This window comes from Micromonospora sp. NPDC049114 (assembly GCF_040648635.1).
In the GTDB taxonomy this organism is placed as follows: Bacteria; Actinomycetota; Actinomycetes; order Mycobacteriales; family Micromonosporaceae; genus Micromonospora.
Genome location: NZ_JBEZEA010000028.1, coordinates 1 through 11,894, shown reverse-complemented (window position 1 = coordinate 11,894; position 11,894 = coordinate 1). Strand labels below are relative to the sequence as shown.

The following is an 11,894-nucleotide window of genomic DNA, read 5'->3' as shown; positions in this document are numbered from 1 at the left end:
ACGACCGCCCCCGCATGACCCTCGGCTGGGCCACCCCCGGTGAGAAAATGGCCCAGCTACTCGGTGTTGCAACCACCGGTTGAGCCCGCCCAGCTAACGGAAACTGTCCAAGATCTGAAGACGCCAGCGCCGCGAAGCCGGTGCTCGCCGCGAGGAAGGCCCCCGGTCAGACGCGGAAGCCGGCGGCGCGGGCCGCCTCGCGTTCGCGACGGCGTTCGGATCGTCGACGGAAGAACCAGTAGATGAAGACGACCAGGCCCACCAGGAAGGCGAGCACCAGCACCGGCAGGATGATCGCGATCAGCGAGACGACCACGCTTGTCGCGTCCTCGGCGGTGCTGGCGACCGGTGCGCCGAACCCGGCGGTGGTCGCGTTCACGACTGGCCGCGCGGCGGACTTGAGCAGGTGCACGCCGAAGGCGAGCAGGACGCCGGTGGCTACCGGCACCCACTGGTGGGAGGTGAAGAAACTCCCCGGGTCGCTGACGGTCACGGTCTCCGAGGACGAACCGGCCCCGAAGGCGAGGCCGCCGGCGGTGGGTCGGACGACTGTCTGCACCACGTCGTTGATGTGGTCGACCACCGGCACCTTGTCCGCCACCATCTCGACGGCGAGCAGGACGGCCAGGATGACGATGACCCAGCCGTTGCCGAGCCACGTCCAACCGCTGGGCAGGTCGATCAGGTTGGTGTAACGACCGAGTAGGCCGAGGATGAGCAGGGGTATGTAGGCGTTCAGCCCCGCTGAGGCGGCGAGGCCGGTGCCGGTGAGGACTTCGAACACCGTCTCAGCATCGCACCGACGCGCCAGTGCCGCTCGGTGGTGGCAGCCGGGTGCTCGGCTACCCTCGTCGGGTGCGGTTGGTCATTGCGAAGTGCTCGGTGGACTACGTCGGACGGCTCTCGGCTCACCTGCCGCCGGCCACCCGGCTGTTGATGGTGAAGGCGGACGGGTCGGTGTCCATCCATGCCGACGATCGTGCGTACAAGCCGCTGAACTGGATGAGCCCGCCGTGTCGGCTGGAGGAGGCCCCCGGCGTGTGGCGGGTGGTCAACAAGGCCGGCGAGGAGCTGCGGATCACCCTGGAGGAGGTCTTCCAGGACACCTCGTACGAGCTGGGTGTGGATCCCGGCCTGCGCAAGGACGGCGTCGAGGCGCACCTCCAGGAGTTGCTGGCGGCCAATCCGGGTGTGCTCGGTGAGGGGTACACGCTGGTGCGCCGTGAGTACATGACGGCGATCGGCCCGGTGGATCTGCTGTGCCGGGACGCCAACTCCGGTGCTGTCGCCGTCGAGATCAAGCGGCGTGGCGAGATCGACGGGGTGGAGCAGTTGACCCGCTACCTCGAACTGATGAACCGTGACCCGCTGCTCAGCCCGGTCACCGGCGTCTTCGCCGCCCAGGAGATCAAGCCGCAGGCCCGGGTGCTCGCCGCCGACCGCGGCATCCGGTGCGTGGTCGTCAACTACGACCGGCTGCGCGGCATCGAGAAGGACGAGCTGACCCTCTTCTGACCGTTCACGCCCCGGTTCGAACGGCGATCAGCGACTTCGGCAGGCCGGCCACCCGCTCGACGAGCATCCGCGAGTCGGGAAAGTAGTGGCGCATCTGCGAGCGGTCCAGCAGCTCGGTCCAGAGCACCTGGTGAATCGCGGCTTCGTGGCTGCGGGTGGGTTTGTGCCCGAGGGGCCAGCGGCGGGCGAGCGCGGTGCGCAGTCGGATCGGCAGGAACTGCATGCCCGGCGCGATCCAGTGCGGTTCGATGGGGAAATAGCGGTAGGGCGTCTGCACCCAGTGGCGATCGGCAAGTGACCGGGCCGCGGCGGCGAACCGCAGCCGGCGTTCGTGCCCGCCGACGTGCTCCAGCACCGAGTTGGAGAAGACCAGGTCGTACGCGCCGTTGGCGACGTGGGGTGGCAGGTCGCAGGCGTCGGCCTGTTCGACGTGGGCCCATTCCGGCACCGCGGCGGGCGGCTGTTCCAGGTTGACCACTGTGACCCGGGCCGGTCGGACGGTGGCGCGGTGCCAGGTGCCGAGCCGGCCGCCGAGGTCGACGACGTGCATGTCGCCGATGTCGGGGAAGGTGCGCGCCAGCCAGTCCGAACGACGACGCCGCTGCCGGGCGCTCCACGACTGGTCACTGTCGACAAGGCGGTGGCGCAATCGATTGTGGCCCATTTAACGCAATGTACCGCCGCGAGCACAACCAATAAACATGTGGATACGCCGATCAGCGTCGAGATCGGTTATCCGACACTCATCTGCCGTACATCACCTTGATGGCCTTGATGAGGCGTGCCACGTCGGTCGGGGTGCGTTCGAAGGTCATCGACGGCAGCAGCGATCGTGCCCGACGCCGGGTGATGGCCTTGGCGCGGCCGAATTCGCGCAGGCCGTCCTCGCCGTGGATCCGCCCGAAGCCGGAGTCACCGACCCCGCCGAACGGCAGCGTGGACATCCCGGCGAAGGTCAGGGTGGAGTTGATCGAAGCCATCCCCGAGCGCAGGCGCCGCGCGATGGCCACCGCACGCCGCCGGCCGAAGACCGAACCCCCGAGACCGTACGACAGGGCGTTGGCGCGGGCGACGGCCTCGTCGGCGTCGCGGACCCGGCTGATGGTCAGCGTCGGGCCGAAGGTCTCCTCGCGGACGGCGGCCGACTCCTCCGGAACGTCCACCAGCACGGTCGGGTGCACGTACGGAGGTCGCACCGCATCCGGGCCGCCGAGCACGGCGCGACCGCCGGAGCTGACCGCGGCGTCGATGTGCCGGCGGATCACCTCGATCTGGCCAGGCATGGTGATCGGGCCGATGTCGGTGCCCTCCGGGCCCACGGTCAGCCGGCCGGCGCGGGCGACGACCTTGTCGACGAAGGCGTCGAAGACCTCATCGACGGCGTAGACCCGCTCGATACCGATGCAGGTCTGGCCGGCGTTGGTCATGGCGCCCCAGACGCACGCCTCGGCGGCGGCGTCCAGGTTGGCGTCGCTGTCGACGATCATGGCGTCCTTGCCGCCGCCCTCGATCAGCACGGGGGTCAGCGTCTCGGCGCAGGCGGCCATCACCTTGCGGGCGGTCGCCGTGGAGCCGGTGAAGGCCACCTTGTCGACGCCGGAGCGGCACAGCGCCGCGCCCACGTCACCGAGGCCGTGCACGGCGGTGAACACCGGCTGCTCGGGCACCACCTCGGCGAAGGTGTCCACCAGCCACTGGCCGACGGCGGGCGTGTACTCGCTGGGCTTGAGCACGACGGCGTTGCCGGCGGCCAGGGCGTACGCGGCGGAGCCGATCGGGGTGAAGACCGGATAGTTCCATGGGCCGATCACACCGACCACGCCGAACGGCTGGTATTCCAGGTGCCCGGAGAACTCGGCGAGGATGAGCCGCGACCGGACCCGGCGGGGGCCGAGCACCCGCTGGGCGTTGCGTGCCGCCCAGTCGACGTGCTCGATCGCGGTGACGATCTCGACGATGGCGTCGGGGACCGGCTTGCCGCCCTCGACGTGCACCAGCTCGGCGAGCTGCTCGATCCGCTGGGCGAGCAGTGCGCGCCAGCGCAGCAGCCGTTGCCGGCGGCCGCTGAAGCCCAGGCCGGCCCACCACTCGCTGGCGGCGCGGGCCTCGTCGACGGCCTGGCGTACGTCGGCGTCGGTGGCGACCGGGAGGCGACCCGCCTCGGCGCCGGTGGCCGGACTGGTGGAGACGAGCTCGTCCGCCTCGATGAGAGGGGTGCCGGGGGCATGCACAGCCGTCATGGCGGAAGTCTAGACCCGAAGATTACTCACCGGTAGGGCACGAATTCGGATCGAGGGGACGGAAGTCGCCCCGGGTCGTCCGCTCGTTGATCAGTGCAGGTCAGGGGTCGGGTGCCGCAGGCCGGCCGCCCGAACCGTCGAACGGTGGGTGGCCGGGAGGTGACGAGGAGCTGACCGGCTGGTCGGTATTGACGATTACCGTCTGATGGCAGGCTGACGCGCGGAGTAACGGTGTGGGGTGGAGGGCTGACTGTCCATGGAGGAACATCCGGAACTACTGCCGTTGTTGACGGTCGCTGGTGGGCCGATGCGCGGAGCGAGCTTTCGCCTTCGGGCCGAGCCGCAGGTGATCGGTCGGGCGCCGACCGGCCACGTGGTCATCAACGACCCGCACCTGAGCCGCCGGCACGCCGAGGTGTGGCTGGCCTCGGAGGGCGCGTCGCTGCGTGATCTGGGCTCGACCAACGGCACCTGGCTCAACGACCGCCGGATCACCGAGGTGGAACGACTCGCCGACGGCGACGTGATCCGGCTCGGCCGCACCGAGTTGCGCCTGTTCGACCCGGGGGTCGCCCACACGGATCCGGTCGGGCTCAGCTTCGGGGTGTCCCGGCGGGACATCCGACCGACCCTGCCCCTGCCGTTGGCCACGCCGCCCAGCGCCCGCCGCTGACCCACGGCGACGGCCGCCCGCCGGTGTGTGGGCGGCCGGGGCCACGACTGGTGGTGCGCCACACTCCGGCGCTGCCGCAGGGTGGCTGTCCCGCACCTGGACCGGCGGAGAACGGCGTGGCAACATGCCGCGGATGCAGAGCGAGCAGCGGGTCGTGACGGCGAACGGCACCACCCAGGCGCTACGGGTCGCCGGCCCGCCGGACGGCACTCCGGTGCTGCTGATCCACGGCAACTGCTCGTCCTCGCTGTTCTGGGAGCCGTTGCTCCGGCGGCTGCCACCGACGCTGCGGGTCGTCGCTCCCGACCTACGGGGGTACGGCGACTCCGCGACCGCTCCCGTGGACGCCACGCGGGGCCTGCGGGACTTCGCCGACGACATCGCCGCCCTGCTGGACGACCCGACGCTCTTCGCCAGCGCCAGCGCCAGCGCCACCGCCACCGCCACCGCCACCGGCGGCAGCGGCCGGCCCGTGGTGGTCGGGCACTCCCTGGGCGGGGGAGTGGCGATGCGGTTGCTGGTCGACCATCCGCACCGGGTGGGCGCGCTGCTGCTGGCCGCGCCGGTGTCGCCGTACGGCTTCGGTGGCACCCGCGACCTGACCGGCACGCCGACCACCCCCGACTTCGCCGGCACCGGTGCCGGGACGGCAAACGCCGACTTCGTCGCGCGGCTCGCCGCCGGTGATCGCGGCGCCGACGCGCCGGCCAGCCCGCGCGCGGTGCTGCGGGCCACCTACGTGGCCGATCCGGCCGTGCTGGGCACCGACGAGGAACTGCTGCTGGACAGCGTCCTGTCCACGGCGACCGGCGACGACAACTACCCCGGTACGGCGGTGCCGTCGGCGAACTGGCCGGGTACCGCGCCGGGGGAGCGCGGCGTGCTCAACGCGCTCGCCCCGACCTGGTTCCGGCTCGCCGACGAGCTGGTGGCCGTCGCACCCAAACCGCCGGTCACCTGGGTACGCGGGGACGCCGACGTGATCGTCTCGGACACGTCGCTGTTCGACCTGGCGTACCTGGGTTCGCTGGGTGTCGTGCCCGGCTGGCCGGGTGAGGAGTCCTGCCCGCCGCAGCCGATGATCGGCCAGACCCGAGCGGTGCTCCAGCGGTACGCGGCGGCCGGCGGCGCGTACCGCGAGGTGGTGTTGCCCGGTTGCGGGCACAGCCCGCACCTGGAACGCCCGGCGGAGTTCGTCGCGGAACTGTTGGCGCTGACCGGCGTGCCGGCCGTCTGAGGGCCGCTGGCGCCGTGGGTGAAATATCCCACGGCGTCTCGACAACCGAGCGTCACGTGGCAGACTCGCGCGCATAACCTTAGCGGCCGTTCAGTGGCCGTGCGGAGTGTCTGGGGAGGCCGTTCGTGGCGCGCGAGTTCAGCACCGTGGGTGTGGTGGGGCTGGGCACCATGGGTGCCGGCATCGTCGAGGTCTTCGCCCGCAACGGCATCGACGTGCTTGCGGTCGAGATCTCCGAAGCGGCGCTGGAGCGCGGCCGGGCCACCCTCACCGGCTCCACCGATCGCGCCGTGGCCAAGGGCAAGCTCGCCGAGGCGGACCGGGACGCGCTGCACGAGCGGGTGCGCTTCGCGGTGGGCCTGGACGCCCTGCACTCCGTGGACCTGGTGATCGAGGCCGTGCCCGAGCACCTGGACCTCAAGCAGCGGATCTTCGCGGAGTTGGACCGGGTCTGCCGACCGGACACCATCCTCGCCACCAACACCTCGTCGTTGAGCGTCACCGAGATCTCGGTCGCCACCACCCGGCCCAACCAGGTGATCGGCATCCACTTCTTCAACCCGGCACCGGTGATGAAGCTGGTCGAGGTGGTCCGCACCGTCGTCACCGCACCCGAGGTGGTCGCCGACGTCGAGGCGCTGTGCGCCCGGCTGGGCAAGGTCGACGTCACCATCAACGACCGGGCCGGTTTCATCGCCAATGCGCTGCTCTTCGGCTACCTCAACCACGCCGTCGGCATGTTCGAGGCGCACTACGCGACCCGGGAGGACATCGACGCGGCCATGAAGCTCGGCTGCGGCCTGCCGATGGGCCCGCTGGCGCTGATGGACCTGATCGGCCTGGACACCGCGTACGAGATCCTGGACACGATGTACCGACGCGGCGGGCGGGACCGCCGGCACGCCCCCGTGCCGCTGCTCAAGCAGATGGTGACGGCGGGGCTGCTCGGCCGGAAGTCCGGCCGGGGTTTCTACACCTACCAGCGGCCGGGCTCCCCGGTCGTCGTACCCGACGAGGCGACGCCGCCGGCGACGGACGCCGCGCTCGCCGACGGCGCGCGGGCCATCACGAAGGTCGGCGTCGTGGGCTCCGGGACCATGGCCACCGGGATCATCGAGGTGTTCGCGAAGGCCGGCTACGAGGTCGTCTCGGTGACCCGGGGCGCGGAGAAGTCCGCGGCGGTCTGCGAGGCGGTGAAGACCTCGCTGAACAAGGGCGTGGTGCGCGGCAAGCTCACCGAGACCGACCGGGACGCCGCGCTCGGCCGGATCAGCTGGTCGGCCACGCTCGACCACCTCGCCGACGTCGACCTGGTGGTCGAGGCGGTCGTCGAGGAGCTGAGCGTGAAGAAGGCGCTCTTCGCCAGCCTCGACGAGATCTGCAAGCCGGGCGTGGTGCTGGCCACCACCACCTCGTCCCTGCCGGTGATCGACGTGGCGATGGCCACCCAGCGGCCGGCCGACGTGGTGGGCCTGCACTTCTTCAACCCGGCGCCGGTCATGCCGCTGGTCGAGGTCGTCCAGACCATCCGCACCTCCCCGGAGGCCACCGCCACCGCACGGGCCGTCTGCGCCGCGCTGGGCAAGACCGGCGTGGTCTGCGGCGACCGGTCCGGGTTCATCGTCAACGCGCTGCTCTTCCCGTACCTGAACGACGCGGTGAAGATGCTGGAGGCCAGCTACTCCACCGCCGACGACATCGACCACGCCATGAAGCTGGGCTGCGGCTACCCGATGGGCCCGTTCGAGCTGCTCGACGTGGTGGGGCTGGACGTCTCGCTGGCCATCCAGCGGGAGCTGTACCTGGAACTGCGCGAGCCGGGCTTCGCGCCCGCGCCGCTGCTGGAGCACCTGGTCACCGCCGGCTACCTGGGCCGCAAGACCCGCCGCGGCTTCCGCGACCACTCGCACCGCTGAGCCGGTCAACGCCGGAGGGCCCCGGCCGCGTCTACAGGATGTGACCTTCGAGGAGTACGTCGGCAGCCGCGGCCCGGCCCTGGTCCGGCTGGCCCGACTGCTCACCGGTGACGAGCACCGGGCCGAGGACCTCACCCAGGAGGTGCTGTCCCAGGCGTACGTGCACTGGCGTCGGATCTCCCGCGCCGACCGGCCCGACGTGTACGTGCGCCGGATGCTCGTCAACGCCAACAACTCCTGGTGGCGACGCCGCTCGAACCGGGAAGTGGTCATCGACGCCGTCGGCGACCGACCGCACCGTGGCGACGTCGGCGGCGAGGCGGCCGACCGGGACGAGATGTGGCGGCTGATCCTCGCCCTGCCCGGCCGTCAGCGGGCGGTGCTGGTGCTGCGCTACTACGAGGACCTCGACGACGCCACGATCGCCCAGATCCTGAACTGCTCGCCGGTCACCGTCCGCACCCACGCCATGCGGGCCCTCGCCAACCTCCGGGAGCGTTGCGGCGTCCCGACGACGAACGGGAGCCGACCGTGACCGACCTCGACCAGCGGATCAACCAGACGCTGCGCGAGCGCGCCGAGGGCAGCGTGGACACCGACCGGCTGCTGGCCGCCGCCGTGGTGCGGGGACGCGGCCGGGTACGCCGTCGACGTACCGCCGCCGGTCTCGCGCTCGGCGTGGTGGCGATCCTGGGTCTGGGCGTGGTGACGGACCCGGTGGGCCTGGTCGACTCCGGCCCGGACGTGCCGCCGGGTCCCGGTCTGCCGGCGGATGCCGTGGTGGCCGTGGTGCCGCCGCGCGTCGACGACGTGCCGGGCGCGGCCGCCCGACCGGATCTGCTCGGCGCCGACCCGCAGTTGCTGCACTTCGGGTTCGCCTCGGGCGGGTTCCGCTACCTCTCCTGGTCCGTGCAGAGCGGTGTGGAGATGGCACGGCTCGACGTCGACGGCCACACGGTCACCCTGGAGCTGGCCGCGTCCCGCGAGGCACTGCCCATGCGCGCCCCCGGGCTGCCGGCGTTGGTACCGGAGCTGATCACCGAGGGCGTCTTCGACGGGTCGGTGTCGCACGCCGCGGGGCCGTACGGCGTCACGGTCTGGTTGCGGCACTGGCAACCGGCCCCCGGGGTGTACGCCCGGGCCACCGCCATCGCCGACGACGAGCGGGAGCTGTTCGAGGCGGCCAGCGCGTTGCGGCTCGACCAGGCGCACCGCTGCGGTGGGCCGCTGCGGCTCACGACGCTGCCGGCGGGGGCGAAGGTGACGAGGTGCGAGGTGACGGTGGCGCCCTTCCCGGCCGCGTTCGGCGTGCAGCTGACGGTCACCGGGAGCAGCCCGGGGGGCATCCAGGTCGAGTTGCAGTACGCGGTCGGCATCGCCGGAAGCCGTACCACGGGAAACCGTGAAATAAACGGCAAAATAGCGCATGTCGATCGGAGTGGGGAGCTTGAGCTGCTCGGCTTCCCCAAGGCCCACCTGACCGCCAACTTCGGCTGGCCGGCGCAGGGGTACACCGAGGCGGACGCGACCACGGTGCTGAGCGGGGCGCAGGTGGCCGAGCACCTGGACCGGCCCACGACCTGGTGACCGCCCCGGGCCCTCCCGCCCGCCGGACCGTACGCTTGGTGACTGTGAGCCCCCGTCGCAACCGCCCTCGTCGGGACGAGAACGCCAACCTGGACGCCGATCGCGTCCGGCAGGGTGTCGCCTCGGTGCAGCAGTGGACCGACGGCGCCTGGCAGGTACGCGGCATCGGGGCCGGCGCGTCGGTCAAGACGTACCGCTGCCCCGGCTGTGACCAGGAGATCCGACCCGGGGTGGCGCACCTCGTGGCCTGGCCCGCCGACGGCCTGGGTGACCTGACCGACCGCCGGCACTGGCACAGCGGGTGCTGGCGTGCCCGGGAACGGCGCGGCCCGGCGGTGCAGCGCGGGCGGGGCACGCCGCGCTACTGAGCGAGCGACCTGGATCACCCTGTTCGTGCCTGGGCGGGCGGCGGCGGCGAGTTCGCGACAGACTTGGGCGGTGAGCACAGCGATCCGCGCGTCGTCGATCCTGCCCGGCCGCCGGGAGGACATCGAGCTGCACACCGCCGACGGTCTGCGGTTGGTCGGCGAACTGGCCCTGCCGGCCGACCGGCCCCCGGTGGCCACCCTCGTCTGCCTGCACCCGCTGCCCACCCACGGCGGGATGATGGACAGCCACGTGTTCCGCAAGGCGGCGTGGCGGCTGCCCGCGCTGGCCGACCTGGCCGTGCTGCGGTTCAACACCCGGGGCACGAGCAGTGTGCGCGGCACCAGCGAGGGGGCCTTCGACGGCGCGGTGGGCGAGCGCTACGACGTGGCCGCCGCCATCGAGTACGCGGAGTTCGCCGAGCTGCCCGACATCTGGCTGGTCGGCTGGTCGTTCGGCACCGACCTGGCCCTGAAGTACGGCTGCGACCCGGCGGTCGCCGGGGCGATCCTGCTCTCCCCGCCGCTGCGCTTCTCGGCTCCCGAGGACCTGGCCACCTGGGCCGACTCGGGTCGGCCGCTGGTGGCGCTGGTGCCGGAGTTCGACGACTATCTGCGCCCGGCCGAGGCGCGGGAGCGGTTCGCCGCGGTGCCGCAGGCCGAGGTGGTCGGGGTGCCCGGCGCGAAGCACCTCTGGGTCGGCGACGCCGAGACGGTGCTCGACGAGATCGTCAAGCGGGTCAACCCCGCCGTCGAGGTGCCGCTGCCGACGACCTGGGACGGCCCGATGGAGGCTGGCGACGTCAGCGCGTACGCCGACCGGACCGTGGCCGCCTTCGCGGACACGCCCGTCCCCGGGCCGGCCGACTGACAGTCAACTCCGCTCCTGACGGGGGAGCACCACCTCGCGCAGGATCAGTTGCAGCGCGGCCACCGTGGGGATGGCGATCAGCGCGCCCACCACGCCCAGCAGCGCCACCCCGAGCAGCGCGGCCAGCAGGGCGGCCACCTCGTTGACCTCCACCGATCGCCGCATCACCTTCGGGTAGATGAGGTAGTTCTCGACCTGCTGGTAGATCAGGAAGAAGACCGCGCAGGCGATGCCGGTGGGCAGGTCGGCGGCGAAACCGACAAGGCTCACGATCACCGCGCCCAGGGTCGCGCCGATCTGCGGGATCAGGTCGGTCACCGCGACGACCACGGCCAGCGCGAACGGGTACGGCAGATCGACGATCAACGCGAAGACGAAGGTGGTCGCGCCGGCCAGCACGGCGATGCTCAACGCGCCGACCATGTAGGCGCCGACCTTCGCCAGGATCTCGTCGCCGATCAGCTGCACCCGCTCCCGCCGCGACCGGGGCACCAACGAGTAGCCCAGCGAGCGCAGCCGGTTGAAGTAGGCCAGGAAGTAGATGGTCAGCACCAGCACGGTCAACGTCCGGAACACCGTGCCGAAGATCAGCTGGGCGCCGCCGAGCACCCCGCCGAGCGCCCGGCCGATGGTGTCCGCGTTGGCCGCGCCCTGCACCCGCTCCACCACGTCGTACCGCTCCACCAGGTCATTGACCGTCGGATTGCGGCGCAACTCGTCGAGCAGGCTCGGGATCTGGTCGATGAACTGACCGGACTGCGTCACGATCGGCGGGACCAGCGCCACCACGCCCCCGCAGAGCAGCAGCACCACTGTCAACGCCACGACCGTCACCGCCAGGCCGTGGGGCACGCCCCAGGCGCGCAGCCGCACCACCGCCGGGTTGAGGCCCACCGCGAGAAAGAGCGCGATCACCACCAGCACGAGGATGCCGCCGGCATTGCGGATCCCCAGATAGAGGGTGTACGCCAGCAGCACACCCAGCGCGCCCGTGAAGCCGATCAGGAAGCTGCTGCGTCGCAGTGGCCGACCCGGCGTGCCGAACTTGCCCGACGGCACGGCCGGCGGCTCCTCCGGGTCGATCCCCGGTGCCGGCACCGGTACGGGAGGCGGCGTCCCGACCGGTGGCGTTGCGGGCTCGGTCAATCTCGTCTCGGCCGCAGTGGGTGTCGTCGCGGCGTCCGCTCGCGAGGGTGCGGCGGCGTCGGCTCGCGGGGGCGCGGCGTCCGGGTCGTCGGCCGACGGGTCATGCTGCGGCACCAGAACCTCCGGGTCAGTCCGTGGGACGCCAGGAGCGTAGCCACCCCACACTCGCAGTCCACCACGAGCCCGTCATCCGCCGCCAGCCCCCGCACCGCCCGGTCCACCCGCAGATCTTGGACAGTTTCCGTTAGCTGGGCGGGCTCAACCGGTGGTTGCAACACCCTTTCGTGATCGTCGTTGGGGTGGTTATGGCGTCGAGGTTGAGTCCGCTGGAGCGGGAGCAGATC

The 11,894-nt window shown here is 71.6% G+C and carries 12 protein-coding genes; 8 read left to right on the top strand and 4 right to left on the bottom strand.

What is annotated here, in order from left to right:
- Nucleotides 1-166: 166 nt before the first annotated feature.
- Nucleotides 167-784 carry a DUF4126 domain-containing protein gene (locus AB0B39_RS32840; protein ID WP_234582037.1) on the bottom strand — a complete coding sequence of 206 codons (618 nt, stop codon included), beginning with the start codon at nt 782-784 and terminating at the stop codon, nt 167-169.
- 71 nt (nt 785-855) lie between these two features.
- On the opposite strand from AB0B39_RS32840, the gene nucS reads away from it, so the two are divergent.
- On the top strand, nt 856-1,515 hold the full coding sequence (gene nucS / locus AB0B39_RS32835) for an endonuclease NucS (protein ID WP_039908963.1): 660 nt from the start codon (nt 856-858) through the stop codon (nt 1,513-1,515).
- 4 nt (nt 1,516-1,519) lie between these two features.
- Here the strand turns inward: nucS and AB0B39_RS32830 are convergent, their stop codons facing one another.
- Complete coding sequence (locus AB0B39_RS32830; protein WP_357496030.1) at nt 1,520-2,179, bottom strand: class I SAM-dependent methyltransferase; 660 nt, start codon at nt 2,177-2,179, stop codon at nt 1,520-1,522.
- Between the two features lie 79 nt (nt 2,180-2,258).
- Entirely contained in the window at nt 2,259-3,755 is a 1,497-nt protein-coding gene (locus AB0B39_RS32825; protein ID WP_357576212.1) for an aldehyde dehydrogenase family protein, read from the bottom strand.
- Between the two features lie 307 nt (nt 3,756-4,062).
- On the opposite strand from AB0B39_RS32825, the gene AB0B39_RS32820 reads away from it, so the two are divergent.
- The 7 genes from AB0B39_RS32820 (at nt 4,063) to AB0B39_RS32790 (ending at nt 10,404) form a co-directional block, all read left to right on the top strand.
- Entirely contained in the window at nt 4,063-4,428 is a 366-nt protein-coding gene (locus tag AB0B39_RS32820) for an FHA domain-containing protein (protein WP_357576211.1), read from the top strand.
- Nucleotides 4,429-4,561: 133 nt separating this feature from the next.
- On the top strand, nt 4,562-5,665 hold the full coding sequence (locus tag AB0B39_RS32815; RefSeq protein ID WP_357576210.1) for an alpha/beta hydrolase: 1,104 nt from the start codon (nt 4,562-4,564) through the stop codon (nt 5,663-5,665).
- 125 nt (nt 5,666-5,790) lie between these two features.
- Nucleotides 5,791-7,581 carry a 3-hydroxybutyryl-CoA dehydrogenase gene (locus tag AB0B39_RS32810; protein ID WP_357496037.1) on the top strand — a complete coding sequence of 597 codons (1,791 nt, stop codon included), beginning with the start codon at nt 5,791-5,793 and terminating at the stop codon, nt 7,579-7,581.
- Nucleotides 7,582-7,621: 40 nt separating this feature from the next.
- Complete coding sequence (locus AB0B39_RS32805; RefSeq protein WP_357496039.1) at nt 7,622-8,116, top strand: SigE family RNA polymerase sigma factor; 495 nt, start codon at nt 7,622-7,624, stop codon at nt 8,114-8,116.
- Complete coding sequence (locus AB0B39_RS32800; protein ID WP_357576209.1) at nt 8,113-9,168, top strand: hypothetical protein; 1,056 nt, start codon at nt 8,113-8,115, stop codon at nt 9,166-9,168. The genes AB0B39_RS32805 and AB0B39_RS32800 overlap by 4 nt, the downstream gene beginning before the upstream one ends.
- 38 nt (nt 9,169-9,206) lie before the next feature.
- Entirely contained in the window at nt 9,207-9,536 is a 330-nt protein-coding gene (locus tag AB0B39_RS32795) for a hypothetical protein (RefSeq protein WP_053658704.1), read from the top strand.
- Between the two features lie 19 nt (nt 9,537-9,555).
- The gene (locus AB0B39_RS32790) at nt 9,556-10,404 is read left to right on the top strand and encodes an alpha/beta hydrolase (protein WP_357496254.1); all 849 of its coding nucleotides are present in this window, start codon (nt 9,556-9,558) and stop codon (nt 10,402-10,404) included.
- 3 nt (nt 10,405-10,407) lie between these two features.
- Here AB0B39_RS32790 and AB0B39_RS32785 read toward each other — a convergent pair whose 3' ends face one another.
- Nucleotides 10,408-11,502 (bottom strand): AI-2E family transporter, encoded by a 1,095-nt coding sequence (locus AB0B39_RS32785; protein ID WP_357496256.1) that lies wholly within the window; start codon nt 11,500-11,502, stop codon nt 10,408-10,410.
- Nucleotides 11,503-11,894 lie beyond the last annotated feature (392 nt).

Bases quoted from the DNA above. Each gene is read 5' to 3' on its own strand.
- AB0B39_RS32830 (WP_357496030.1), bottom strand. From the start codon at position 2,179: ATGGGCCACAATCGATTGCGCCACCGCCTTGTCGACAGTGACCAGTCG.
- AB0B39_RS32825 (WP_357576212.1), bottom strand. From the start codon at position 3,755: ATGACGGCTGTGCATGCCCCCGGCACCCCTCTCATCGAGGCGGACGAG.
- AB0B39_RS32820 (WP_357576211.1), top strand. From the start codon at position 4,063: ATGCGCGGAGCGAGCTTTCGCCTTCGGGCCGAGCCGCAGGTGATCGGT.
- AB0B39_RS32815 (WP_357576210.1), top strand. From the start codon at position 4,562: ATGCAGAGCGAGCAGCGGGTCGTGACGGCGAACGGCACCACCCAGGCG.